22 protein-coding genes are annotated in these 25,736 nt (G+C 33.0%); 6 read left to right on the top strand and 16 right to left on the bottom strand.

Annotated elements, in window-relative coordinates; genetic code table 11:
- The first annotated feature begins 90 nt into the window (after positions 1–90).
- Positions 91–2,811, top strand: coding sequence for a DNA gyrase/topoisomerase IV subunit A (locus tag P2W65_RS13415; protein ID WP_289657955.1), 2,721 nt, complete (start codon positions 91–93; stop codon positions 2,809–2,811).
- A gap of 61 nt (positions 2,812–2,872) precedes the next feature.
- On the opposite strand, the gene P2W65_RS13420 is transcribed toward P2W65_RS13415, so the two are convergent.
- Together P2W65_RS13420 and P2W65_RS13425 are read right to left on the bottom strand one after the other, a co-directional pair.
- Positions 2,873–5,329, bottom strand: coding sequence for an AAA family ATPase (locus tag P2W65_RS13420; RefSeq protein WP_289657958.1), 2,457 nt, complete (start codon positions 5,327–5,329; stop codon positions 2,873–2,875).
- A 5-nt stretch (positions 5,330–5,334) separates the two neighbouring features.
- A complete protein-coding gene (locus tag P2W65_RS13425; RefSeq protein WP_289657960.1) occupies positions 5,335–6,387 on the bottom strand; it encodes a PKD domain-containing protein in 1,053 nt (350 codons plus the stop codon).
- 215 nt (positions 6,388–6,602) lie between these two features.
- Here P2W65_RS13425 and P2W65_RS13430 point away from each other — a divergent pair, with 215 nt between their 5' ends.
- Entirely contained in the window at positions 6,603–8,270 is a 1,668-nt protein-coding gene (locus P2W65_RS13430) for a hypothetical protein (RefSeq protein ID WP_289657962.1), read from the top strand.
- Between the two features lie 64 nt (positions 8,271–8,334).
- Here the strand turns inward: P2W65_RS13430 and P2W65_RS13435 are convergent, their stop codons facing one another.
- The 8 genes from P2W65_RS13435 to P2W65_RS13470 all read right to left on the bottom strand — a co-directional run bounded on the left by P2W65_RS13435 (position 8,335) and on the right by P2W65_RS13470 (position 16,445).
- Entirely contained in the window at positions 8,335–10,119 is a 1,785-nt protein-coding gene (locus P2W65_RS13435; protein ID WP_289657964.1) for a cytochrome-c peroxidase, read from the bottom strand.
- A gap of 68 nt (positions 10,120–10,187) precedes the next feature.
- Positions 10,188–11,666, bottom strand: coding sequence for a PhoX family protein (locus tag P2W65_RS13440; protein WP_289657966.1), 1,479 nt, complete (start codon positions 11,664–11,666; stop codon positions 10,188–10,190).
- Between the two features lie 157 nt (positions 11,667–11,823).
- Entirely contained in the window at positions 11,824–12,459 is a 636-nt protein-coding gene (locus P2W65_RS13445; RefSeq protein ID WP_289657968.1) for a 3'-5' exonuclease, read from the bottom strand.
- A 2-nt stretch (positions 12,460–12,461) separates the two neighbouring features.
- The gene (locus tag P2W65_RS13450) at positions 12,462–14,381 is read right to left on the bottom strand and encodes a DUF294 nucleotidyltransferase-like domain-containing protein (RefSeq protein ID WP_289657970.1); all 1,920 of its coding nucleotides are present in this window, start codon (positions 14,379–14,381) and stop codon (positions 12,462–12,464) included.
- Positions 14,382–14,526: 145 nt separating this feature from the next.
- Complete coding sequence (locus tag P2W65_RS13455; RefSeq protein WP_289657972.1) at positions 14,527–14,898, bottom strand: DNA topoisomerase IV; 372 nt, start codon at positions 14,896–14,898, stop codon at positions 14,527–14,529.
- A gap of 135 nt (positions 14,899–15,033) precedes the next feature.
- A complete protein-coding gene (locus tag P2W65_RS13460; RefSeq protein ID WP_289657974.1) occupies positions 15,034–15,498 on the bottom strand; it encodes a hypothetical protein in 465 nt (154 codons plus the stop codon).
- 9 nt (positions 15,499–15,507) lie between these two features.
- On the bottom strand, positions 15,508–16,083 hold the full coding sequence (locus tag P2W65_RS13465; RefSeq protein ID WP_289657976.1) for a DUF1572 family protein: 576 nt from the start codon (positions 16,081–16,083) through the stop codon (positions 15,508–15,510).
- Positions 16,084–16,100: 17 nt separating this feature from the next.
- The gene (locus tag P2W65_RS13470; RefSeq protein WP_289657978.1) at positions 16,101–16,445 is read right to left on the bottom strand and encodes a winged helix-turn-helix transcriptional regulator; all 345 of its coding nucleotides are present in this window, start codon (positions 16,443–16,445) and stop codon (positions 16,101–16,103) included.
- A gap of 130 nt (positions 16,446–16,575) precedes the next feature.
- On the opposite strand from P2W65_RS13470, the gene P2W65_RS13475 reads away from it, so the two are divergent.
- The gene (locus P2W65_RS13475) at positions 16,576–17,379 is read left to right on the top strand and encodes a DNA alkylation repair protein (protein ID WP_289657980.1); all 804 of its coding nucleotides are present in this window, start codon (positions 16,576–16,578) and stop codon (positions 17,377–17,379) included.
- 65 nt (positions 17,380–17,444) lie between these two features.
- Here the strand turns inward: P2W65_RS13475 and P2W65_RS13480 are convergent, their stop codons facing one another.
- From P2W65_RS13480 to murQ, 5 genes are all read right to left on the bottom strand, one after another.
- A complete protein-coding gene (locus tag P2W65_RS13480) occupies positions 17,445–18,017 on the bottom strand; it encodes a pentapeptide repeat-containing protein (protein WP_289657983.1) in 573 nt (190 codons plus the stop codon).
- Positions 18,005–18,319, bottom strand: a complete 315-nt coding sequence (locus P2W65_RS13485) for a type II toxin-antitoxin system RelE/ParE family toxin (protein WP_289657985.1) — start codon at positions 18,317–18,319, stop codon at positions 18,005–18,007. The genes P2W65_RS13480 and P2W65_RS13485 overlap by 13 nt, the downstream gene beginning before the upstream one ends.
- On the bottom strand, positions 18,304–18,534 hold the full coding sequence (locus tag P2W65_RS13490) for a hypothetical protein (RefSeq protein WP_289657987.1): 231 nt from the start codon (positions 18,532–18,534) through the stop codon (positions 18,304–18,306). The genes P2W65_RS13485 and P2W65_RS13490 overlap by 16 nt, the downstream gene beginning before the upstream one ends.
- A gap of 27 nt (positions 18,535–18,561) precedes the next feature.
- Positions 18,562–18,783, bottom strand: coding sequence for a DUF6095 family protein (locus P2W65_RS13495; RefSeq protein ID WP_276174345.1), 222 nt, complete (start codon positions 18,781–18,783; stop codon positions 18,562–18,564).
- A gap of 194 nt (positions 18,784–18,977) precedes the next feature.
- Positions 18,978–19,790, bottom strand: coding sequence for an N-acetylmuramic acid 6-phosphate etherase (gene murQ, locus P2W65_RS13500; RefSeq protein ID WP_289657991.1), 813 nt, complete (start codon positions 19,788–19,790; stop codon positions 18,978–18,980).
- A gap of 169 nt (positions 19,791–19,959) precedes the next feature.
- Here murQ and P2W65_RS13505 point away from each other — a divergent pair, with 169 nt between their 5' ends.
- From P2W65_RS13505 to P2W65_RS13515, 3 genes are all read left to right on the top strand, one after another.
- Positions 19,960–21,096, top strand: coding sequence for a helix-turn-helix domain-containing protein (locus P2W65_RS13505; protein WP_289657993.1), 1,137 nt, complete (start codon positions 19,960–19,962; stop codon positions 21,094–21,096).
- Between the two features lie 69 nt (positions 21,097–21,165).
- A complete protein-coding gene (locus tag P2W65_RS13510) occupies positions 21,166–22,311 on the top strand; it encodes a helix-turn-helix domain-containing protein (RefSeq protein WP_289657995.1) in 1,146 nt (381 codons plus the stop codon).
- 159 nt (positions 22,312–22,470) lie between these two features.
- On the top strand, positions 22,471–24,855 hold the full coding sequence (locus tag P2W65_RS13515) for a TonB-dependent receptor (RefSeq protein ID WP_289657997.1): 2,385 nt from the start codon (positions 22,471–22,473) through the stop codon (positions 24,853–24,855).
- 210 nt (positions 24,856–25,065) lie between these two features.
- Here the strand turns inward: P2W65_RS13515 and P2W65_RS13520 are convergent, their stop codons facing one another.
- Positions 25,066–25,734 carry a ZIP family metal transporter gene (locus tag P2W65_RS13520; RefSeq protein ID WP_289657999.1) on the bottom strand — a complete coding sequence of 223 codons (669 nt, stop codon included), beginning with the start codon at positions 25,732–25,734 and terminating at the stop codon, positions 25,066–25,068.
- Positions 25,735–25,736 lie beyond the last annotated feature (2 nt).

Below are 25,736 nucleotides of genomic sequence, written 5' to 3' on the forward strand. Positions count from 1 at the left end.
GTGTCTGCGATTTTTAATTGATGAAAAACCTAGTCACTGACTGGGGAATTTTAAAGAATTAAATTTTAGTATTTATACTGAAGAATATATATGAAAGACGAAGAAGACGATAACATCATTCCAAACGACGACGAGAATAATCAAGATGAAAACCTGATGGATGACAATCAGAATGGAGATGACGATGAGATTATCGACGTAGATGCCAAACATTTTGAGGGACAGCATTTTTACGAAAACCAGGAAGAAGAAGGCGAGGACGTTATTACCAAAGTAACTGGAATGTACAAAGACTGGTTCTTGGATTATGCTTCGTATGTAATTCTGGAACGTGCAGTTCCTGCAATCGAGGACGGATTCAAACCGGTTCAGCGTCGTATTATGCACTCTTTGAAAGAGTTGGATGACGGTCGTTATAACAAAGTTGCCAATGTTGTTGGTCACACTATGCAGTATCATCCACATGGAGATGCTAGTATTGGTGACGCCATGGTTCAAATTGGTCAAAAAGATTTATTGATTGATTGCCAAGGAAACTGGGGTAATATCTTAACAGGCGATGGAGCAGCTGCTTCGCGTTATATTGAGGCACGTTTATCCAAATTTGCTTTGGAGGTTTTATATTCTCCAAAAATTACTGATTGGGGTGTTTCGTATGATGGACGTCGTGCAGAACCAAACAATCTTCCTGTAAAATTCCCATTGCTTTTGGCACAGGGAGCAGAAGGTATTGCGGTTGGACTTTCTACAAAAGTACTTCCTCATAACTTTAATGAGTTAATTGATGCTTCGATCAAGATTTTAAAAGGAAAACCGTTTACGCTTTACCCAGACTTTATGACTGCCGGTATTGCCGACGTTTCGAATTATCATGATGGAATGCGTGGCGGACGTGTGCGTGTGCGTGCTAAGATTTCGCAGTTAGACAAAAATACATTGGTGATTACACAGATTCCGTTTTCAACCAATACATCGAGTTTAATTGATAGTATTTTGAAAGCCAATGAAAAAGGTAAAATCAAAATCAAAAAAATTGAGGACAATACTGCTGCCGATGTTGAGATTTTAATTCATCTTTTCCCAGGCGTTTCGCCAGACAAAACTATTGACGCTTTGTTTGCTTTTACAGCCTGTGAAACTTCTGTAGCGCCTTTAGGTTGTGTTATTGAAGACAATAAACCGCTATTTATAGGGGTTTCTGAAATGTTGAAAATTTCAACACACAGAACGGTTGATTTGCTTCGTCAGGAATTAGAAATTCAATTAGAAGAATTAAAAAATAAATGGCATTTCTCTACTTTAGAAAAAATCTTCATTCGTGAAGAAATGTATATTGATTTCAAATTGTACGGTGATAGAGAATCACTTTACAAATATTTATACGATCGTTTTGAGCCTTTCAAAAAATCATTCGTTAGAGAAATAAATGACGACGATTTACAGCGTTTGACTCAAATCCCAATGATTCGTATTACACGTTTCGACTCTGATAAAGCTGATGAATTGATTTCAAGGTTAGAAGAAGAAATGAAAGAAGTAGAGCATAATCTAGAACATTTAACAGATTTTGCAATTGCTTATTTTACCAAATTAAAAGAGAAATACGGAAAAGGACGCGAACGTCAGACAGAACTTCGTGTTTTTGATAACGTTGAGGCTACAAAAGTAGTTTTAAGAAACACAAAACTATACGTAAACCGTGAAGAAGGTTTCGTTGGAACGAGTTTAAAGAAAGATGAATATGTAGGCGATTGTTCTGATATTGATGATGTTATCGTGTTTTTACGAGACGGAACATTAATGATTACAAAAGTAGATGCCAAAACATTTATTGGAAAAGATATTATACACGCCGCCGTTTTTGATAAAAACGATAAACGTACCATTTACAATATGATGTATCGTGATGGAAAATCAGGGCCTTCATACATCAAACGTTTCAATGTTACTGGTGTAACACGTGATAAAGCTTATGATTTGACGAACGGAACAAATGGTTCGCAAGTGGTTTATTTCTCGCATAATCCAAACGGAGAAGCTGAGGTTGTAACTATTTTACTGCGTCAGGTTGGAACGATCAAGAAATTGAAATTTGATATTGATTTTGCTAAACTGGCTATTAAAGGTCGTGGTTCTAAAGGAAACTTAGTTACCAAATATCCAATCAAGAAAATTGAATTAAAGGAGAAAGGTATTTCAACGTTATTGCCAAGAAAAGTTTGGTTTGATGATACTGTAAAACGTTTAAATGTTGATGCAAGAGGAGAATTATTGGGCGAATTTAAACCAACAGACAAAATCTTAATTATTAGTCAGTCAGGAAAATTAAAGGTTATTATTCCAGAGTTATCAACTCACTTTGAAGAAGATATGATTGTACTGGAAAAATGGAAACCTAAAAAACCAATTTCTGCGATTTACTACGATGGAGAAAAAGAGCGTTATTTTCTGAAACGTTTCCTTGTAGAAAATGAAGGAAAAGAAGAAAGTTTTATTACAGATCATCCAAATTCGCAGTTGGAGATTGTTTCAACAGATTATCGTCCAGTTGCGCAATTGGTTTTTGCTAAAGTAAAAGGCGTCCAAAAAGATGATTTACATATTGACGTAGAAGACTTTATAGCTGTAAAAGGTTTTAAAGCACTTGGAAATCAATTAACAACAGATAAGCTAAAACAAGTAAACTTATTAGATCCGCTTCCTTATGAAGAACCAGTAGAAGAAGTCCCAGAAAGACCAGAAATATCAGAAGATGATCCTGTAGAAACAGAATTAGATGATGATGGCCAAATAGGTTTGGTTTTAGAATAAAAATAGAAAACGCTAAGAATTATTTCTTAGCGTTTTTTTGTTGTTTTTGAAATCGTTAATATTAATTTTCAATAATTGTAATTTCTCCTTTAATCCATTTTACTTCATTATTTTCAATAAGAACAGAAATGGTATCTCCGTTTTGTACTTCACCAGAAATTATTTTTTTGGCAAGAGGTCTTCTCAGATGGCTTCTTATAATGCTTTTTATTGGTCTTGCTCCATACTGGGCATTAAACCCATTTTCGACAAGATAAAGTTTAGCTTCCATCGGTATATTGACTGAAATATTGATGTTTTTCAATAAATCTGTAAACTCTTTTTTAAGATGTATTTCGAAGATTTTTAAGGCATTCTCTCTATTGATAGGAGCAAAAGGAACAATTTCGGTTAGACGTCCTAAAAATTCAGGTCTAAAATAATTCCCCATAATTTCCATTAGAGAATTTGAAGTTGGAATTTCGCTGTTATTGAAAGTTTGAACAATATGATCTGCGCCAATGTTTGAAGTAAAAAGAATAATAGCATTCGAAAAATCTCCTTCTTTTCCTAAGCGATCATGTAGTTTGCCTTCATCCATGATTTGAAGAAATATATCAAAAACAGAAGGGTGTGCTTTTTCAATTTCATCGAATAAGACAATCGAGTAAGGTTTTTGTCTAATCTTGTTTATTAATACTCCTCCCGCCTCGTATCCCACATATCCCGGAGGAGATCCAAGCAATAAAGCTACAGAATGTTCTTCCTTAAATTCAGACATGTCAAAACGGATAATAGCATTTTCATCCTGAAAAAGAAATTCGGCTAAACTTTTGGCTAATTCTGTTTTACCTGTGCCTGTTGGGCCAAGGAAAAAAAAAGACGCAATCGGCTGTCCTGCTTTGCTTAACCCTGATCTTGATTCTAAAATAGAACCTGAAACAGTTGCAATGCAATGATCTTGTCCAATGACTCTTAAACTTAAAGTCTCTTCAATTCTATTTAGTTTTCCAATCTCCTCATTCTTTAGTTTACCAGTAGGAATCCCCGTTTTCTTAGATATTATAAGTGATAAATCTATCGGTTCAATATGAGAACGTTTGTCTAATGCTTTTACTTCGAGATTACTTATTATGTTTTCAATATGTTTTATAATAGACTCTGAAGTTTCAAATTTCTTAGTACCATCCTTTTCATCAGTTGTTATTAAAAATGTAGTTTTATTTATTAAGTCAGCTAGAAACCAGTTGCATTCTTTCATTAACTGCTCTTCTGATAGTTCTGAATCGTTATTTTTTAAAACATTAAGTCTATCAAGAATTGATTTTTTTTCCTTTAAAAAAGTTTCTCCCGACGTTTTTAGAACAGACATCGTATGATCAATAAGGTTTATAGCCGATTCGGGAAGGCTTTTCTCTTTTAAATAGCGTCTTGATAATCTAATAGATTCTGAAATAGTTTCGTCGTCAATTTGTATTTTATGATGTTCCTGATAGATCTTTATAGCTTCACGAATCATTCGGAATAAATTTTCATCATTAGATTCTTCCAGTTTTACAATTTCAAACATTCCTGAAAGTCCTTGTTCTTTTTCGATTCTTTTCGAAAATTCATCAATTGTTGTCGTGGCAATAATATTTAATCCTTTTGACATTTCACCCTTTAGAATATTAGACACACCAGAATTACCATCGTTTTTGTCCAATAAAGTATGAATTTCTTCAATAATAAGAATGTTTTTTGGAAATTGCTGTAATTCCTGAATACAGTTCTTTAAGCGATCTTCAATTTCGCCTTTGTATGATGCTCCAGCAATAAGCGAAGGTAAATCAAGTTCAAAAAGCTGCGTTTTATTTAGGACTTCTGGAACTTGATTATCTATTATATTTTGGATTAAAGTATTAATCAGAATTGTTTTTCCAATACCGTGATCGCCAATTAACAAGACATTTGGTTTGGAAAAACGACATAGAATTTCTTTGATCATATTTAACTCCGTTTCGCGTGCAATTGCTAGAATTCGTTTCTTCTTTTCGATATTTCTATGAATGCAATATTTACTCAAAAAGCCTTTTTTTATTTCTTGCTTAGAAATAATTTCATTTTGTGGAATTATTTCTTTTTCTTCCAAAAGCTCATTTCTGGAAATTGGATAAGACTTCATCTGATCAAAACTAAAACCCACGCCGGGAGAACTTAAAGCAATAATAATAGCATACAGACTTATTTCATCTTCATTTAGTGCAATCCTTAGAGATTCGGCTTCTTTTATAATATCATCAATCAAATCACTAGGTTCAGCATCGAGAACATTAGTCGTTTTTGGTTCTTCTTCCATTCGTACCTCTGCCCATTCATCCAGATAATAAACATCTTTACCCATTTGTTCAAGACGTTTTAAAAGCGATAAGTCTCTATTTAAAATTGCTTTTAAGAGATGTGGTGCAGAATAGAATTTATTGGAGTTATTCTTAGCAATTTTTTTAGCAATTTCAAAAGCAGTCAGTAATTCTGTACTGAAGATATTTTCTTGTTCCATAGTAATTAATCTTTAACCCAGATCATATATTTTTTCACCTTGTAATTAATAGACAGTCCTTTTACACAATTAGTAATCTTGTCTTTATTAAGGCGAATAGATTCTATTTTTATTTTTTTCCCTTTAATACCGGAACAAAGCTGTGCAAATGTCAATAGGTCTCTATCATTTTTAACGACGGGAACTTCAAGGTCATCACATAAAAAGTCAGTAAAATCATCTTTTACTTTACTGCCTTCGGCGACTTTGTTTAATAAAATTTCGAATTGATCTTCAGATATTTTGGGAGCTTTTTTGATATTTTCAATAGTATCCTTTTGTGTTTTGGCTCTTGGCGCCACAGGAACATATTGCAACATATCTTCGAGCGGATCTTTTTTAACAGAACCTCTGGGCAAAGAGAAAGATTCTGCATTTTTTTCATAAACATACGAAGTCACATCCAATGGATTTGTTTTTTTAATTACTCTTGGATGTACATAAATCACTTTTTTAGCCACACGACTAAAATCACCATTAATAACAAGAGTTATAGTTTTTTCTCCTGGAGTTGAAAAAGTATAAACAGGATTTGAAGAGGTTTCTATAATACCCCTTCCTTCGCCAAATCCCCATTCCCAGGTTTTAGCTTCTGGAGAAATTGAACTAAAATACGTAGACTGTCCTACCGTAATCGTTTTAGAAGCAATGATTTGCGGAGTTCCTAATTTGTCGAGAAGATATTTATCTGTTAAAACCAGTTCCCGTGTATGAGTGCATTCGCCATTTATGGTAAGTGTTACAATATATTTTCCTGGATTTTTATAGGTATGAAAAGTATGTCTCCGAATATCTGCAGTTGATCCGTCTCCAAAATCCCATTTCCACGATTTTGCATTATGAGTTCGGTCATAAAATTCGATAGGTTCTTCACTTTGCGAATGATCAGATAATATATAGTACTTAACATCATCACAATCGACATGTTTAAAAAATTGTATTAGAAAAGATACAATTGCTATAAGTAGAATAATACTAAAAAAAAGTACAATTCTGTTGTCTATTTTTTTAATCTTCATTTTGGCAGGTATATATGACAAAGACAAAAATAGGGTTATTTATTTTAATATTATATGTAAAATCTTATAAAAAAATAAAATAATATTTTATATTTGTAAATATATACCTATTTAGTGGCACTGGTCGCAAAATGAGAAATACCACTTCTATCTCATTTTCCAGTTATAAAGAATCTAATTCGGACATTCAATTTTCTAAACATTAATACTAAAAAATGAAGCAGTTATTTGTTCTGTTGCTTGTTGCGATATGCTTAGGATGTACAGGGAAAAAGTACATTTCACAAATTCCTTTTAAGTACAATTACTCATTAGAGTTACTGAAAAAGGAATCAGAGATGGAAGAAAAAGGTTTAAAGAATAAAACCATAGTAAATGATAATTCTGAGAATCTAAGTGATGAAGTTTTGTATCTGAAGGAAAAATATTCAATTGTACTGGCTGTTATGCCCAATAAGATCACAAATTATAAGCTTTATTCTTATTTCGATTCCTGGATTAACACTCCTTATAAAGAGAAAAGTTTTTCTAAAAACGGAATTGATTGTTCTTATTTTTTGCAGTCTCTGTACAGTGATGTTTATAAGGTAACGTTACCCAAAGTTTACGCAGATGTTAAGAACATTCATCAAAAAGAAGTTTTTTATTACTATTTAAAACAGATGAGGTGCTTTTATGATAATCTTGAGATACAGGTTGAAGAAGGATACAATGTTCCTTTTGAGCACTTGGATATCGAAAATATTATCAATCGCAATTATACCAACCTTAGCGGTATAATGCAGGAAGTAAATGAGTTTTATTCGGATCACTTTTATACGTTAAAAGGAGAATTAAAATATAAACCTATTAAAGATTATGGTCGGGAATATTCTTGTTTTGAAGAAGTTACGAAAGAAAATGGAAAGCATATTATTTGGGTAAAGTTGGTTTTTCCTGAATCGCTGGTACCTCAAATTATAGATAATATTTCATTTGTAGTAAATTGCTTTCCAGTAATCAATAAAAGAAAGCATACAATCAGGAAATCTCTTGACGGTTTCTTGTCTTATGTAGCACTCGAAACGGGTAATAATATCTATTTAGATTTAGATTCTGTTATTGATTCATCTGAGGATCACTACGAAATAAAAGAGTTTAATGAAGGTATTTTAGAAGAGGGCTGTGCAGTTTTAAGAACGGGTGGAGTATCGCGATTCGATTCAAGAAGCGCTTCCGAATTATTGCAAAATGTTCTAGATCTTCTAAAGGATGAGAGTTCCTCTTTTGCTGGTATTGGTAAAGATTTTATAAATAGTTCTTTGGTCGAAATCAACCAATTGCTTGCCTCTGTTCAGCAACAAGCCAAGGAAAAAGATTTTTCTAAAACTAATGATCCTTATTTAATGATTAAACCTAAAAATGATGGATCTGAAGGAAAGAATTTTGCTATAAACTATTGGTCAACCTGTGCCGAAGAAGGAAATGATATCAAAGCAGGTACAATGTTAGAATGCAAAGACACCTTTTTTATAAGTAAAGACGTGACCCTAATGACCAACACAGTTGGAGGTGTAAATAAACAGACCAATAAAGACAGAATCCTCGCTTATAGAAATGCCTTATTAACCCGTGGCAGAATTGTAACTTTTGCCGATATTAAAGCTTTTGGATTTAATCATTTTAAAGGTTCAATAGATGATATTCGAATTGAAAAAGGTACTCGGAAAGAGATTTCTGTAAAAGCTGGTTTTAGCCGAACAGTTGATATTTATATCAAGACAAATCCTGAAGAAAAACAACATTTATCCAATTCGGAGTGGGAGTATTTGTGTGATAGCTTTTTGAAAAACCTTAAAAGTAAATCCTCAAATGTCTATCCATACCGCATGTTTATAGATTAGAAATAGAAAACGCCGAAAAATATATTTTTCGGCGTTTTTGTTGAATTGAGGTTTTATTTTGGTTTTACTGGTATTTTTTATCCGTAAGTGTTTTCATAAAAGCAACAAGCGCTTTTTCTTCTTTGACAGTCAAATTCAGTTTATCGAAAGGCAGTGTTTGATTTTCTACTTCGTAACCCAAACCAATTCCGCCTCCTTTATTGTAGAAAGAAACGACTTCTTCCAGCGTTTTAAAAACTCCATTATGCATATACGGAGCTGTAACAGCCGAATTTCTAACCGTTGGCGTTTTAAAAGCGCCAACTAATTGTGGCATTTGATTGTATATATAACGTCCTTTGTCTGGGCTTAATTTCTTTCCAGAAGCTTCACTTGGAGTTCCAATAACTTCGTGTTCGGTTTTGGAATAACTTGGCGGAACTGTTCCATTAAATAAAGGTGTAAAATGGCAAGTAGCACATTTTGCCTTTCCCATAAACAAATTCATTCCCTCAATTTCTTCGTTGTTTAAGGCATTTTTGTTTCCACGTATGTATTCATCAAATCTCGAATCGAAAGCATTTAAAGAACGGACATAACTGGCAATGGCATTTTGAATCTGCCAGGCTTCTGTTTTTGCGTTTTTTGGATAGGCTTTTTTAAAGAGCGCAACATATTCTTTGTCTTGCTGAATTTTGGCATGAATGTTTTCCATTGAGCCGTGCATTTCATCTTTATTCTGAATCACATCAACACTCTGTTTTTCTAAATCCAATTGGCGCATATCCCAAAATTGGGCATTCTGTAGAGAGGCATAGGTTAGAGTAGGAGTATTTCGTGGTAAATTCATTCCAGTCAAGGATACGTTGGTTTTTAAGCCGTCTGTAAAAGCCTTTTCAGGATTATGGCAGGTTGCACAGCTTCGGTCATTGTTTTTGGAAAGACCTTTATCATAAAATAATTTTTCTCCTAAAACCGCTTTTTCTTTGGTATAATTATATTCTTCAGAAAGTACAAAAGCATTTACATCAAAAGCATCTTTGTCAAATAAAGTTTCAATTGTGGGTTTTAGCGGACTGTTTTTCTTTACATTTTTGATATTTTCTTCTTTCTGAAAAGCTTTTAAATTTTTAGAAATCGGATTGAGGTATTCGCTAATAAAAACAGCACGATTAAAAGCATTGAAATTAGTATTATCAGTACAATACTTTTGTGCTTTTTTAGTGATTTCTTTTAAAGCAGATAATGATTTATTATTAGCATTAATTTTTTCAAGTGTTTCTGGAATAGAAATTAAGCTTTCTCCTGCTTCCGGAATTGAAGACTGTAAAATTGGACTATCAAAACCGGTTATTCCCAAAGCAATAACTCTGAAAACATTCTGCTGAATGGCATCCAAAACATAATCGTCACTAATAGTAATGACTTCAAAAGTACTTTCAAGCTGTTTAATATTTGCTTTAAAAATATTCAATTCGCGTATTAAATCTTCTTTGTTTTTGCTGTCATATTCCGGATAAATCATTTCTTCCATTACCTGAAAACCATGAGGCTCAAAAGATCTGTTTTCTTCCAGTTCCATTTCGTCCAAAGCAGGGCCGTTCATAAATCTGGCAGTTTCAGGAATAAAATATTCAATTGCCCATTCGACTTTCTTATAAGCCAGACGTGATTTTTTAAATTGAGCTATAATTTCTTTCTGCGGTGAATTGTTGGATACAAGTTTATGAAACTGAACAATTTCATTATTCAGTTTACTTAAATCAACAAGAAGTTCTTGTTTAATGGTTGGTTTCGAAGCTTCATTTTCTTTGCAGGAAAAGAACAGACAAAGTGCAAAGAATAAAAAAGTAAAGTGCTTTAATTTCATAATAGTATTATAATAGCAACAACCCTTATCGAAAAATAAGGGTTGTTTTAATGATTTGAATGAAATTATTATCGTTGTACGTTTCTAATAATTACAGTTTGTCCGCCCTCTCTATTGCTTTGAGTTCCCGAACCGTCAGCATTTTCAAAGTCTTTATTCTGCCAAGTGTGAGGATGGATATTTACCGTGAACGTATCAGGAACACCAATGATATCTGAAATATCTTCCATAGCACCATATTCCCAGCTTCCAAATTTCATTTCTCCAGATTGGTTGTAAAGCGTATTCCAAGCTACATCTGTTCTTTTGTGGTTCATATTTAACCACGCTTTGTTCTGTTTTGTAGCGATATTATATTGCCAGATATAAGAATCGTGTTTAGCATCGGCATAATAACTGTCGCCATCTTCCTGAATGTAAACGAAGTTTTCAGTTACACATAAGTTATCCGGATTGATAATTCCAGTTCCTGGAGTACTGTCGCCTTCAACAGCTAATTCTAGAGTTCCTTTCAATGGATCTGAAGCATCCAATTTTAGTTTATAAACTCTTCCCCACATCGTATATCCGTCAACTGGAGCATTGTTTGTTGCCTGACCTGTAGCTGTAAAGTAAATTTCTCTATTATTGTTTGCACTTCCTTTTCTGTAATCTACATCTTCAACTCTTGAAAAACGAATCGCTTTTAAGTCATTAACGGTTGTATTGATTACAGCTCCTGTTAGATTTTTAGCATTTGGAATTTCAACAAATTCAACTGGATAAGAATTGTTTAATGTAATAGTCGTTTCAACCTGATTTCCGTCAGTTCTTTTTAAAGCGTATAATTTTCCGTTAGATAAATCTCCAACTGTACTTACATACATGATCAACTGACCAGCACTTACGTGAGAAGTTGCATATGATTGATCTTCTCCAATTAAAATCACTGTTTTTCCTGGATAAGCTTCTTTTGGAAGTGGAACAGCGTTTTCCATACTAGCTTTTCCTAAAGCAGGTAAAACCCTGTCTTTTCTGGCTTTATCTGAAGCTAATCCTAACGGATTAATTCCGTGAACCATACTTTCCTGACCACTTTCTCCTGCAGTTAAAAACATAGGGCCAAATCCGTGAATTTCTGGAGTTGCCAAAGTTGCAGAACACAAACGTGTTAAACCTCCAACACCATCAACGATGTAATCGCCTTTTACAGGTTTGAATGTTTTATCTAAATATACTCTGGAAACAGACTGAATAATTTCGTGATTGGTAATCATAATGTAACCATCTCCGTTTGGATCTCTCATTAATCCCGCACCATCTGGCTGTGGCCCGTATTTAAAGGTAGGAGATTGTGGAAGAACATCTGTACTTGCAATTAAAGTGCTGATTTTTAGGTTTTCAAAACCAGGCATTGCGTATACAAACGCAGGAATTTTAGATTGTGAAGTAAAATCGATGTTGGCATTAACATCGTTTTTCGAATCTTTGTCATCATTTTGGCAGCTTACTAAGGAAAGGCTTGCTATTCCAAATAAAGCAATAGATTTAAGAAGGTTAGTTTTCATAATTGTTTCTGTTTTTTTTTTGATAGAACAAAGCTATCTCTCTAAAACAAAATACAGGTTATGTTAATTTTTTCTTAATGCTAATAATTGTAAGTCTTGTATTATGAAATCGTAAATTTAAGATTGTGAATGTAAATTTAAGACTCTTAAAAAAATCTTAAAGAGGTTTAAAAAGCTGATTCAAATTGGTTGCTTTCTTCTCTTTTAGCTTCTTTACAATCTTAAGAAATGCAATTGCAGTTATATAAGCATCGCCTAAAGCAGTATGTCTGTCTTTTTTTGAAATATCAAATTTATCAGCTAAATCATCCAAAGTGTAATGATCTTTTCGTTCAAATAAATGCGACTGAATCAAAGTCTTTTTATATAAATAAGCAGTGTCTAAAGTTTTATTGGTTAATTGAGGAAGTCCGTTTCTTTCCAAAGCTTTATTAATCATGGTAACATCAAAAATAGTATGATGTGCAATAATAATAGAATCTCCCAGAAACTCTAAAAACTGTTGTAAAGCTTCGAGTTCTGTGGGACGTTTTACCAGCAGATCTTTTAAAATACCATGAATTTGTGCTGTAGTTTTGTCATAATGTTCTTGTTCAAGATAGACTTCAAAGCTATTCTGAACATTAATAATTCCGTTTTGAAGAACTAGTGCGCCAATGCATAACATTCGGTCGTTATCGTAATCAAAACCAGTAGTTTCAGTATCTAAAACCACAAAACGAGTTTCTTCGATTGTGACGCTTTCATCAAAGAAATTATGTTCTTCTTTTTTCCAAAAATTGAATAAACTCATTATTATACCAGATTTGAGATATTAAAACGTACTGAAATTAATTCCTGAAGCTCTTTAATGGTTTTAAAAGTACGTTTCAGTTTAATCTTTTCCATTTTCGTTAAAGATTCCAATTCGATAAACTGACCCGAATCATGATGTAATAATCCTTGTTTGGTTCTGAATTTTAATAAGGCTTTAAACGAATACGAACACGATAAATACAATTCTCTGTTATTAGGTTCCAGTTCAGCCAATTTTTCAAAACGTTCTGCCGTATTACTTATTCCTTTTACCGAATGAGATAAAATTAAAAGACGTGCGGCGTCGGTTAAAGGCATTAAAGCTCTTCGTTTAATGTCAAAGTTGTCTTTGTTAGCCCCGTCTTGTTCCACCAAAAATTGTCTGAAGAAACCAGTAGGAGAAGGACTTTGCAAAGCACCACTCACCAAATGCATATAAAAAATCGGATTCGCTTTTACGTTTTCAAAAATAGAATCAGATAATTCGTTTACGATTTCAGAATCGCCATACGTTTTGCTGTAATCAAAGAAAATGAACGACAGTAAAACTTCATTTTTACCAGGATTGGTGATCCAGTGATGCACCTGAGCTTTCCAGTCGTCAAGGCTCATACACCATTTTGGACTCGACGCCATCATATCGGCCGGGCAGTAATCGTAGCCAATTTCAAAAAGACCTTTATTAACAAGTCCGGCAAATTTTAGGAAATAGATTCTGGTTTCATCCCTAAAAACTTCGTTTACATTTTCATATACAATAGCATTATCCTGATCGGTGTGAAGCATTTGTTCACCACGTCCCTGACTTCCAAGTGCCAGCCAGGCAAATTTTACAGGAGGCGGACTGCTCATTTTTTCGATACAAATTTCGATAACGCGAGTTGTACAGGCTTCATTCAGTTCAGTAATGATTTTAGTAATCAAAGTCATTGGAATATTTTGATCGAGATAACCCTGAAGCAACTGCATGATTTGGTTGCGAATCGGCTTTATTTCCTTAATTTTTTTGGTACGTTTTAACGCTTTTATCAAAACGGCAGGATTGTTTCCAAGCGCCACCATAACGTCATGCTTCGATAAAATTCCGACTGCTTTGGTATTTACCGTTCCGTCTTTCGTTAAACATAAATGACTGATATTACTTTTCATCATCGCCATTTGTGCTTCGGTAACCGTCATTTTTTTAGGATATGTAATTACCGGTTTTGTCATTATCGTTTCGGCAGTCGTCGTAATCGGAAAATCGCCGGTAACAATTTTATTTCGAAGATCTTTATCGGTCAAAATACCAATCGGAAGCATTTCATCTACAATCAAAATCGCTCCAACTTTCTTTTTACTCATAATCTTAGCAATTTCCTTAACTGTTGTTGAAGGACTGCAGGTTACGATTTTTTTAGAATATTTTATCGGCGTTAAATCAAAGGAATGATTGTTAGAATGCAGATTTTCATTCAACAGATCATCACCATATAATTTGTCTTTATGAATATCAGAATACGGATTTCGCGTATTAGAAGCATAACTTTCAATCAGGAAATTACCAACATTTCGGTTTTCCAATGCGTAAGGTTTAAAAACAGCAATCGGAATAGCGTATAAAATACTTTCTTCATGCGCTACCGCTTCCATAATATAGTTTTCCTGCGCTAAAAGCGGGCGAAGCCCAAAAATATCGCCTTCATCACACATATCCAGAACGGTATTTTTAGTGCTTTTTTTCAAAGCAACTGCACCTTTATGTACCACATAAAACGAATCGTGTGTTTTATCGTTTTCAGCAAAAATTACCGAATCTTTTTCTTTATATATAATTGAAATCTGTTCAGACAGCTTTTCTAAATCTTTCTGATGCAAAAAATTAAACGGCGGATATCCTTTTAAAAAGTCAGCAACTCTCTGCGAAATGGTATTTTTCATGTGGCTAGATTAAAGTCCTAAAGTACTATTTAAAATAGAAATGTAAAAGAAACACATTATAATAATTTGCCACAAAGGCACAAAGTCCCAAAGAAATAAATCCTTGGCGTCTTTGTGCCTTTGTGGCAAAAAAAACTTATATAATTTAATAGACTCTATGAACAGTACCGCGTTGCTTTTCTTCAGAGCCAACCAAGCCAAATTCAAAAGTATAAGAATCTTTAGAAGTCGTTAAAATCTTCATGCTGATAGCTTTTTCTTCCGCCATGTTTTTTGGATGTTTTTTCTGTAGCACATATTCGCAATCACTTACCCAGCGAATGGTTGCTGTATCTGTTTTCCCTTCAAAAGTTTCGATTTCAATATCCTCTTTGCGTTCAAAAAAAGTCGTTTTTTTAACGCCGTTTACTTCTGTTTCAAATTTGAATTTTCCGGTTTTAAAATCTTTGCAGTTGTGTTCTGTATTATAGCATGAAACTAAAGTTAGAACAGGAAATAAGAATAGTATTTTTTTCATTTTAATTAAGTTGTTTTTTAGGAGCTAATCCCGCTTTCCATTTTAATCTTTTTATTTTTAAAGAAAAAATAAAAAGGATTTCCATTGCAATCGGGGCTAGGGCATTAGGATAACAAGAAACACTTGTATTATAATCTAGACTTTTTGAATATAAAATTCTTTGAGTTTTTTAGATTCTTTCACTTCTTCTCTCATTTCCTCTTTAGATTCGCTTTTTGAAGCTTTTGGCCAAATATGAAAACCTCCTTTTGTCATTGCTAGAGCTTGTTGAAAAATGTTTGGCGAAAAATCAGCAAAAAAACTCAAGTCTTCAGGATTATCCCAAAGCCCCCAAATGCCGTTTTCGTCTATATCTCCAGCATAATTAATGATATGTGTTGGATAAGTTTTGACCATTTTCAGTTTAAATTGTTCCAAATTATAAGAACCGTTCCATCGAAATGAGTCCACATCATCAATTCCGGAACCGGTAATAATTGAATTCGCAAAACTTAATTCAATAGACATTTTATGTTGTGAAGGTGAATTAGAGTAACAATAAAATCCTTCCCATTCGCCACTAGGCAGAAAATGATGCGTTTCGTTATCTTTTGATTTCATGTTTGGGGATTATTTCAATCTTTTTAATTCCTCATCGGTAAAGTTCTTGATTTCTTTTTCTTTGGCAAACTTTTCAGCATTATAATTTCCGGATTTATTCTTCGGAATCGATAAACTATTCCATTCGCTGTTTTTTAATTGTTTGGCATAAAAAACAATCTGACCAAGATGATACGGATAATGTGCCAATTGACGATTGATGGCTTCAATTACCGTATGACCTTCATTTCGAATATAAATAATTTCCGAAAGCTGTTCGGGTTTTAAACTTTCTAAAGCATTTTCGAGACAATTCCAACCTTTGTTCCAGACTTCCAGAACTTCTTCTTTAGATTGTAAATCGTTTTCAAATTCGGCATCGCGGTTTCGCCATTCTTTTTCACCGTCAGAAGTTAAGAAATTCGTCCATCGCGATAGCATATTGCCAGAAATGTGTTTTATAATGGTTGCAATGCTGTTGGTATCATCATTAAACGAAACAAAAAGCTGTGAAGGCTCAAGCTGATCAATCGCTTTTTCACCAAGCATTTTATAATACAAAAATTGCTTTTTGGCACTTTCTAAATAAGATTCATCCGTTTTCATGGTGCAAAGATTTTGGATTATAGCTCAACTTTATTTTCAGAAATCAATATTTTCCCCCAATCGTTTAGTTTCCAGAGAATTTCTACTAATTGTTTTCCTGTTTCGGTCAGAGAATATTCAACTCGTGGCGGAAGTTCATTAAAAGATTGTTTTATCAATATGCCATCTTCGACCATTTCGCTTAATTGCTGGTTTAAAACCCGTCGATCGACTTTTGCAATGCCTTTTAAAAATTCGCTTGGTCTTTTTTTACCTTCATTAATCTGCCATACAATAGGAATTTTCCATTTTCCGCTAATGGTGTTTACAGCAATTTCTAATGGACAAATTTTATTTTCAGTACTTCGTTCCTTTGTTTGCATAAAATTGACTTTTATATCCCTATGGGATAAAAATATGCGGTATTGCCAGTGTTATCAAGCTTTCCGATATTTACAAAAATAATCAAAATTTTAAGGATAATAGAGGATTGATTGTGTCAAATTAAAAACTATGAACGAAATAAAACGTAAAGGAGCGCGATCGACAAAAGATATTCCGACTTCAGTTTTAGAACAGCTAAATAAAGGTGAAATCGAAACAGCCAATCTGGTTGAATGGCTTGCTGTGAATCAAACTAAACTTTTAGAAAATGTTTTGAAAGAGTCTGACCGAATGGACTATCTGGAACCTATTTTAACAGATATCAGAAATTTGAAAAAACAAACCGTAAATACTATAAATGAAGCAATAGGAACAGGAATACTGACCGAATCAATTCTTAATAAGGATACTGAGATACTTTCGATAATCTCGAAACATAAATCGGATTTGGTTCGATGTTGGTCTGCTTATACAATTGGAAAAAAAGAAGAGTTGACAATTGAAGAAATGTTACAGCAAATTCAGTTTCTGTCAGCCGATAAACATTTTGGTGTCAGAGAAATTTCATGGCTGGCAATTCGCTCCAGTATTATAAAGAATTTAGAGGAAAGCCTTGAAATATTATTAAGTTGGACTTCCAGTGAAGATGAAAATATCAGACGTTTTGCAACTGAATCAATAAGACCGAGAGGAGTTTGGTGCGAACATATTGAACAATTGAAAAAAGAACCGGAATTAGGTTTAAAGATTTTAAACGCCTTAAAGTCTGATTCTTCTAAATATGTGCAGGATAGTGTAGGGAACTGGCTTAATGATACCAGTAAAACAAGACCCGATTTTGTAAAGGATTTAAGTGAAAAATGGAAAACCGAAAGTCCGACAAAAGAAACGCTCTACATTATTAAAAAAGCATTGCGGACAATTGAGAAATAAGTTTTTAAGCCACGAATTCAAGAATTATTTTTAGATAAAATTCGTGAATTCGTGGCTTAAAAAAACTATACAATTTTAATGTCATATTTATCCAAAAGCCCAACAATTCCCTCTGTAGAAAATTGCGCTTTTTTCATCGGATTGAATTCGGGATCAATTTTGTAATTATACGCCGTTTTGAAATTGACTCCGGCTAGTTGTGTTTCGTTAAAAATAGCACCATCAAGATCGCAATTGTCAAAAAGAGAACTCGTTAAGTTGGTTCCAATAAAAGTGACTTCTCTTACCGAAGAATTGATAAACTTGGTTTTAGGCATTTTTTTATTCGAAAACAAAGCATAATCCAAAGCACAATCTTCAAAATAAACCTGAAATAAGAAATCGTCACATTCATTAAAAGCGATTCCAAGAAGTTTGCAGTTTTTAAAAGTAACATTCTTTAAACTCGTTCCTGCTAAACTTGTCATAGACAAATTACAGTCGATAAATTCGCAGTCTAAAAAAGTGTTGGAACCAAAATTACTGCTCGAAAAATCACAGTTTTTAAACACACAATCTTCAAACTCCCGATTGTTTATTTTTTTGTCGATGTAAACAACTTTCTCGAATGTTTTCTGAATGTGAATTAGACTTTCCATGAATATTTTTTAGGTTTTTGTGCATTGTGACGAACTCGAAGTATGTAGATACTTTCTTTCGTTATTTGATAAGAAACAGCATAATCGTAAACAGAATAAACTCTAAAACTCCCATCATTATTGGTTTTTTGTTTATCAAGTTTATAGATTTCAGGTTGTGTTTTTAGTATTTCAGTACTATCAAAAATAGTATTGACCACTTTGTCAGCAATAGTGAGGGATTTGCTTTCAAAGAAAATGTAAAAATGAATGTCTTCTAACTGGTTTAAAGCATTGCTTGACCAAATTATTTCCTTCCCCATTTTTTTGCAATTTCTTTAGCTTCATCTTCGGTATAAAAATTGCCTTTTTTTATATTATCTAAGGCACTTTCAATATCCATATTATAAGATGCATCTGAATCAATTGTGGTATTATTTATTGATTGTAAAAGATGCTTTAGTTTTTCAACAAAAGAAGGATCTTTTACTTTATCAATTTCTTGATGAATCCAGTTTATTTCTGCTTGTATATCCATAACAAAGAATTTTAGTAAAGATACAAATTAGTCATTAAATATACCTTTCATAATAATTTTCAATCCCAAAAAGATTAAAAACATTGAGCTAAGGCAAGCCACAATTCCAATTCCTAAAACAAGGTAATGCCAATTCGTATGCTGATTCATAAAAGCATTATAAATCATTGATGGCCCCAAAAACATCAAAGGCAGAGCGCCCGTTAGATATTTAACTCCTTTTCGTAGTAATTCTTTATTTGTTGCCATGTTTTTAGTTTCAGGTTTCAGGTTTTTTTAGTTTCAAGTTGCTGGACTTGTATTTAACCGCAAAGTTCGCAAAGTTTTTTTACATTGAAAACTTTAAATAAAACACAAAGTTCGCAAAGCTTAAGAAAAAACATTGCGAACCTTGCGTAAATCTTGGCGAACCTTGCGGTTAAACTACCAAGTAGTAAAATTCTTTACTTATTATAATTATCAACAGCATTTCTCACGCTGCCATATTTTTTTAATAATTCTGAAGCTTCCTCGTAAGAAACGGGAATTTCATCCATAATCATTTTTACACCACGGTCAACCAGTTTGATATTGCTTAACTGCATATCGACCATTTTGTTTCCTCTCACTTTTCCAAGCTGAATCATGGCAGCGGTTGAAATCATATTTAGAACTAGTTTCTGAGCTGTTCCTGCTTTCATTCTGGAACTTCCGGTAATAAATTCCGGGCCAACGACAACTTCAATAGGAAATTGAGCTGTTAAAGCCAACGGACTTCCTGCATTACAAGTAATACAACCCGTAATAATATTGTTTTGATTACAAGCTTCTAAACCGCTGATAACATAAGGAGTTGTTCCAGAAGCAGCAATTCCAATTACGACATCATTAGAATCAATATTATGATTTTGAAGATCGATCCAGGCATTTGTAGTACTGTCTTCTGCATTTTCTACTGCACGTCTTATGGCTGTATCTCCTCCCGCAATGATACCATTTACCAAATCAAACGGAACTCCAAACGTAGGAGGACATTCTGATGCGTCAACAACACCAAGTCGGCCCGAAGTTCCTGCACCTATATAGAATAATCGGCCTCCTAATTTTAATTTAGAGACGATCTGCGGAATTAAAGCTTCTATTTGTGGCAAAGCTTTTTCCACCGCATAAGGAACAGTTTTATCTTCTTGATTAATGTTTGATAACAATTCATGAACAGACATTTTTTCTAAATGTTCATATTTTGAAGATTGTTCCGTAGTTTTCGTAAATGTCATTTTATCATTATTTAGACTCGCCAAAATTAATATATTTTATCCCAATCTTGCAAAGTTCAAAGGTTTATAATCTTCATTTTATTTGTTTTTTTGTTATTAGAGACGATTTTTTATAGCCATTGTTACACCGGCTAAAATATTATATTTGTTTATTATTTTAACTAAATAAATGGACAAATTAGATTTATTACAGGGAATAGCTCGAATTTCGGTTTTCGTTTCTTTATTGCTTGCCTTTTTTTTACTCACTGTAAAAACCGAAAATAAACTGGCAAATCGGTTGTTTGCTTTCTTTTTTATTTTCTCCGCAATTGATCTCAGCGGTTTTTTTATGTATTTGTATACCGAAGATCACAGAAGTCTAGAAATTTTCAGATCAACTTTCTGCTTGTTGGCAATGCCTATATTTTACCTGTATGTATTGGCTGTCTGTTATTCTGATTTTAAGTTAAAATGGAAACATTTATGGCATGTATTGCCTTTTGTTGTTGTCAATTTAATTTTTATTCCGAGAATATACATGCGTATTAACGAAGGAAGTTTTATAGGTGTTCTCAATCAGATGTCGGAGATTTATTTTATTCAAGTCTTGATTGAATTTCAATATGCATTTTATATCATCAGTGTTTTTCTGATTTTGAAGAAGTACAAAGAAATCTATTTAGAAAATTATACCAATGCAAGTATAGCAACATATAAATGGCTTTTTCAGATGACTTGTGTTTTTCTGGCAGCGCATTCTATTGTAGCTCTAAAAAATATAATACGCTATAGTGGTTTCAGAGAGATATTTCTTTGGGCTAATGTCTTGGTAGGCAGTATTGCTTTATTTGTAACCTGCTGGTTTATCATGAAGGCGTTAAATCATCCTGAACTTTTTAGAGGAGTTAATTCTAAGTTGAAATTGACTAAAGATATCCTGCCTGATGTCGAGGAAAAATCAGAATCTGTAAATGTGCAGAATGATTTGATTAATACTCAAATTGTTTCATTGAAAAAATATATGAGCGAAAAAGAACCTTTTCTGGATCCCTCGTTGACTATACAAGAATTAGCAAATCAAATTAATATACCAGTTCGTGATTTGTCTATTTTGATTAACCATCATATGAAACAGCATTTTTTTGATTTTGTGAATGAATATCGTATTCAGAAAGCGATGTCTATTTTAAAAGACCCGTCTAAAAATGAGTTTACAGTTCTAGAAATCCTTTACGAAGTAGGCTTTAACTCCAAATCTTCTTTTAATACTTCTTTCAAAAAATACACCAATCTAACTCCGACAGCTTACAGAAATGCTTCCTAATAAAGTCTTGCCTCTGTAAATACGAAGAAAGACTAAAATAGTATATTTGTTGAATAACCTATAGAAAGAATGATGAATATAGACGGCCTTTTGAATGTTATGAGCTGGATTTCAGTTTTTGTTTCGTTATTACTAGCATTCTTTTTACTCACTGTAAAGACCAAAAATAAGTTGGCAAACAGGCTTTTCGCTTTGTATTTGCTGTTTTTTGCAATTGATAATATTGGGATTTTTATTAGTGATGATTTTGTGAAATCCCATTTTAATTTGGAATTTTTCAGATGGACTACTTGCGCTTTGACACTTCCGGTTTTCTATTTGTACATCGTATCAGTTTGTTTTACGGATTTTCGCTTAAAAACCAGACATTTACTTCATGCAATTCCATTTATTATTACAAATGTGGCATTTACTACAAGACTCTACCTTTTGAGTGATGCTGAAAAAAGACAGTTTTATGACCATCGCAGTCAAATGCCAGAATTGTACGGTTTTCAGTTAATGTTAGGTTTTCAGATTGTAATTTATAGTATTGCGGTTTTTTTTGTTTTAAAGAAATATAGAGAACTCTATCAGGAAAATTATGCGAATCCTAAAACTTCTATTTTCAAATGGTTGTTTCAGTTAGCTGCCGTAGTTTTTGCTTTGTATTATTTATCGATGGCAAAAAATAGTCTGCGATATACAGATTTCAATTCACTATGGATTTGGGCCAATGTTATGATGCAGTTTTTGGCCTTAGTAGTGACCTGCTGGTTCGTTTTGAATGCGTTGAATTATCCAGAGCTTTTTAGAGGTATCGATTCAAAATTAGAACTGACAAAAGATATGCTGCATAAGCATAATGAAACGGTTCAAATAAAAGAGAATCAAAATGAAGCGATTGCTGCACAAATAGCCGTATTGAAACAATATATGAATGAAAAAGAGCCATTTCTTGATCCGTCGCTTACCATTCAGGAACTTTCGAATCAGATTGATATTCCTGTTCGGGATTTGTCCATTTTGATTAATCATCATATCAATCAGCATTTTTTTGATTTTGTGAATGAATACCGTATTCAAAAAGCCATGAGTATCTTGAAAAATCCTTTAAAAAATGATTTGACTATTTTAGAAATTTTATACGAAGTAGGTTTTAATTCGAAATCATCTTTTAATACCTATTTTAAAAAATATACCAATTTAACGCCGACAGCTTATAGAAACACTTGAAAATAAAGGTTTTGTAAAAAGTCGAACTTCAACTCTAATAAAGTCGAACCAATTTCTTTAGCAGAAAATGGTTCGACTTTTTTTTCTCGGTCGAAATCCGAAAATTTCTAAGGCAACTTTGCTTCAAATTAATCGAAACAAGTTTAAAAATTAGAAATCATGAAAAAAGTAACTCTTTTAATCTTTTTAGTATTGCCTTTATTTTGTTTGGCACAGTCATTTAAGTTAAAAGGAAAAATAGCCAGTGAAAAAACACCTTTAGAATGGGCAGATGTTTCAATCTTAAATTCAGAAGGGAAAATTATTGATGGAACGACAACTCAAAAAGAAGGGGTTTTCGAAATGAATCTTAAAAAAGGTTCGTACCTGATAGAAATAACCCTTTTAGGATTTTCCGATTACAGAAAAGAAATCACTGTTGAGAAAGACATAGATTTAGGCACAATTATTATGATTGGAACGGCAACAAATTTAGGAGAAGTTGTAATTCAGTCTAGAAAAAAGACAATCGAACAAAAAATAGATCGATTGGTTTATAATCCAGAAAATAATGCAACAACTGCTGGAGGCGATGCTTTAAGCGCGATAAATACGGCGCCTGGAGTTGTAGTAAAGAATAATGCCATCAACATATTGGGAAAAGGAGTTTCGAGAGTTATGATTGATGGAAGAATGGTGGAATTAACGGGAGAAGAACTGAATAATTTCCTAAAATCTATTTCGGCAAGCGATATTAAAAATATTGAAATCATAAGTAATCCATCTGCAAAATATGAAGCTGAAGGAGATGGAGGATTGATTAATGTGGTGATGAAAAAAGGAGCTCGCAATTCATGGAAAAACACCACTACGGCTTCATATGATCAAAATAAGTACGGAATTTATGCTTTAAGAAATAATTTCTTTTATAATAAAGATAAGTTTCGATTTTCGGCTAGTATTAATGGAAAAGCAGGCTATAGAAATCTAGAAGAAACGCTTGATATGTATTTTGTTGAAGGGCCTTCGAAAATGAAAGCTGTAACAAAATTTAATGAAGAAAGCCTATCTGGAAAATTGGCTTTAGATTATGATTTTTCAGAGAAAACGACAATTGGTTTTCAGATTTTAAAAGATAAAAGTAATCCAGATTTCGATTCAAATATTCGAATTAATAACTATAATGCTCAAAATGAACTAAGTAATTATATTCTTAATGAAAGCTTTTTAGACAGAAAATCTGGTAATCAGACTTATAATTTGCATTTAATTACAAAACTCGATTCTTTAAACCGTAAACTATCTTTTGATGCTGATTATTTTAGTTATAATTCAAAATTTGACAGAGATTTTATTGCCGATAATTATGAAGCAGACGGAACTTTTGTTGATGTAAATCAGTCAGGTAGAAATCTTTCGAGTCAGAATATTGATAATGTGAGTTTCAAGGCAGATATGGAACATCCGCTTAAAGCATTGAATTTATCTTATGGAGCAAAAGTGAGTTTTACAAAAAGTAATAGTGATGTGGCTTTTTACAATACGATTACAGGAACTCCGGAATTAGATCCTAATCAGACCAATCAATTTAGGTATACAGAAAATAATCAGGCGGTTTATATAAACGGAGATAAAAAAATCAATGAGAAATGGAATTTTCAATTGGGATTACGTTTAGAAAATACACAGACAAAAGGTTTTTCTGAAACGTTGAATCAAGAAACCATCAATAATTATTTCAAGTTGTTTCCAACCTTTTTTGCTTCTTATGAGAAAAATGAAAATAATAGATTTAGTTTCAATTATGGAAAGAGAATTCGCAGACCTGGTTTCTCGATGCTGAATCCGTTTCGAGTTTATATTAGCAGTAATAGTTATTCAGAGGGAAATCCGTTTTTGAAACCATCTTTTAGTGATAATTTTGAATTAGCACATTCCTATAAAAAAATCTTGAGAACCAGTATTTTCCTGAATGCAATTACAGATGGTTATGGCGTAATATTTACCTCAAATCCAGAGACGATGACACAGATTATTTCGAGAGAGAATTATTTTAAAGGTCTTAATTACGGAATTGGAGAGACTTATTCGGTAAGTTTTGCAGATTGGTGGGAAAGTGAGAATTCATTGTATCTTTTAGGTTCAGATATTAAATTTATAAAAGATATCAATGCAACGCCTGTAAACGGTCTTCAGCTAGATTTTTCAACGAACAATTCCTTTTCATTAGGTAAAACAACAAAACTGCAGCTTGATTTCAGTTATACATCGCCTTATAAAAGTGGCTTGTATGATACAGGTTATACGTCGAGTTTAAATATTGGATTTAAACAAGATTTGCTGAATAAAGCAATGCAGATTTCCTTTTTGATAAATGATATTTTCTATACTTCTTATTTGAAAAATGATGTTTCGATTGTAAATGGAGTAAAACAAGTTTACAGTCAAAAAGAAAGTAATCGATTTGCTCGTTTAACGGTGGTTTACAATTTTGGAAATAATAAAATCAATGTAAAAGAACGCGCTTTTGGAAATCAGGATGAGAAGAAGAGAACGGGGAATTAAATTAGATAATTAGTCAATTTGATAATTAGATAATGATTTATCCTAACAGTCCCGAAGCTTCGGGACTGTTAGGTATTTTTTTATCCGTTTTTTTGCGTGAGGGATAGGAGGAAGCTACCGAAGTAGCCCGGATAGCCCGACCGAATTTGCGAAAGGCGCACATAAGCGGTTTGTTAAATAGCGCCTTTTGTAAATTTGGGCACGCCCAAATTATAAAAAGAATGCTAATAAAATTCCGAGAACAATCATGGATACTTTGGCAATGTTGAATTTGTGTCCTTCACTGCTTTCAAAGATAATTGTAGAGGATATATGAAATAGAATTCCGATTACAATGGCTGTAATTTCCGTGTAATAATCGTTTAAAAAAGATAAATATTCGGAGGCAATTGTACCAAGCGGTGTCATGATGGCAAAAACCAGCATAAAAGCAAAAATAGCTTTTTTGTTTAAGTCGGCATTGATGAAAAATGTTGTCAGAATTACGGCAATCGGTAAATGATGAATGGCAATTCCGATGGCTAAATCATGATGATGACTTACAGGAAAACCTTCTAAAAAGGCATGAATACACAAACTAATAAAAAGAAGCCACGGAATCTGAGACATTTTTGCATGTCCGTGAACGTGTCCGTGTTCGGCTCCTTTGGAGAAAAATTCTAAAATTATCTGAAACAGGATTCCGACCATGATAAAGATTCCTATTTTATGATTGTGAGAAGCATAAACTTCCGGAAGTAAATGCATCACAGTTAGAGACAATAAAAAAGAACCGCTGAAAGCCAGTAGTAATTTTAAATTGGTTTTGCTTTTGGGTTTAATAAACAAAGCCACACTATATCCTAAAAGTACAGAAAGTAAGGGTAGTAGATAATTCATTT

The sequence above is a fragment of the Flavobacterium panacagri genome, assembly GCF_030378165.1.
Lineage (GTDB): Bacteria > Bacteroidota > Bacteroidia > Flavobacteriales > Flavobacteriaceae > Flavobacterium > Flavobacterium panacagri.

Excerpts from the sequence above, each read along its gene's own strand:
- P2W65_RS13415 (WP_289657955.1), top strand. The coding sequence starts at position 91 with ATGAAAGACGAAGAAGACGATAACATCATTCCAAACGACGACGAGAAT.
- P2W65_RS13420 (WP_289657958.1), bottom strand. The coding sequence starts at position 5,329 with ATGGAACAAGAAAATATCTTCAGTACAGAATTACTGACTGCTTTTGAA.
- P2W65_RS13425 (WP_289657960.1), bottom strand. The coding sequence starts at position 6,387 with ATGAAGATTAAAAAAATAGACAACAGAATTGTACTTTTTTTTAGTATT.
- P2W65_RS13430 (WP_289657962.1), top strand. The coding sequence starts at position 6,603 with ATGAAGCAGTTATTTGTTCTGTTGCTTGTTGCGATATGCTTAGGATGT.
- P2W65_RS13435 (WP_289657964.1), bottom strand. The coding sequence starts at position 10,119 with ATGAAATTAAAGCACTTTACTTTTTTATTCTTTGCACTTTGTCTGTTC.
- P2W65_RS13440 (WP_289657966.1), bottom strand. The coding sequence starts at position 11,666 with ATGAAAACTAACCTTCTTAAATCTATTGCTTTATTTGGAATAGCAAGC.
- P2W65_RS13445 (WP_289657968.1), bottom strand. The coding sequence starts at position 12,459 with ATGAGTTTATTCAATTTTTGGAAAAAAGAAGAACATAATTTCTTTGAT.
- P2W65_RS13450 (WP_289657970.1), bottom strand. The coding sequence starts at position 14,381 with ATGAAAAATACCATTTCGCAGAGAGTTGCTGACTTTTTAAAAGGATAT.
- P2W65_RS13455 (WP_289657972.1), bottom strand. The coding sequence starts at position 14,898 with ATGAAAAAAATACTATTCTTATTTCCTGTTCTAACTTTAGTTTCATGC.
- P2W65_RS13460 (WP_289657974.1), bottom strand. The coding sequence starts at position 15,498 with ATGAAATCAAAAGATAACGAAACGCATCATTTTCTGCCTAGTGGCGAA.
- P2W65_RS13465 (WP_289657976.1), bottom strand. The coding sequence starts at position 16,083 with ATGAAAACGGATGAATCTTATTTAGAAAGTGCCAAAAAGCAATTTTTG.
- P2W65_RS13470 (WP_289657978.1), bottom strand. The coding sequence starts at position 16,445 with ATGCAAACAAAGGAACGAAGTACTGAAAATAAAATTTGTCCATTAGAA.
- P2W65_RS13475 (WP_289657980.1), top strand. The coding sequence starts at position 16,576 with ATGAACGAAATAAAACGTAAAGGAGCGCGATCGACAAAAGATATTCCG.
- P2W65_RS13480 (WP_289657983.1), bottom strand. The coding sequence starts at position 18,017 with ATGGAAAGTCTAATTCACATTCAGAAAACATTCGAGAAAGTTGTTTAC.
- P2W65_RS13485 (WP_289657985.1), bottom strand. The coding sequence starts at position 18,319 with ATGGGGAAGGAAATAATTTGGTCAAGCAATGCTTTAAACCAGTTAGAA.
- P2W65_RS13490 (WP_289657987.1), bottom strand. The coding sequence starts at position 18,534 with ATGGATATACAAGCAGAAATAAACTGGATTCATCAAGAAATTGATAAA.
- P2W65_RS13495 (WP_276174345.1), bottom strand. The coding sequence starts at position 18,783 with ATGGCAACAAATAAAGAATTACTACGAAAAGGAGTTAAATATCTAACG.
- murQ (WP_289657991.1), bottom strand. The coding sequence starts at position 19,790 with ATGACATTTACGAAAACTACGGAACAATCTTCAAAATATGAACATTTA.
- P2W65_RS13505 (WP_289657993.1), top strand. The coding sequence starts at position 19,960 with ATGGACAAATTAGATTTATTACAGGGAATAGCTCGAATTTCGGTTTTC.
- P2W65_RS13510 (WP_289657995.1), top strand. The coding sequence starts at position 21,166 with ATGATGAATATAGACGGCCTTTTGAATGTTATGAGCTGGATTTCAGTT.
- P2W65_RS13515 (WP_289657997.1), top strand. The coding sequence starts at position 22,471 with ATGAAAAAAGTAACTCTTTTAATCTTTTTAGTATTGCCTTTATTTTGT.
- P2W65_RS13520 (WP_289657999.1), bottom strand. The coding sequence starts at position 25,734 with ATGAATTATCTACTACCCTTACTTTCTGTACTTTTAGGATATAGTGTG.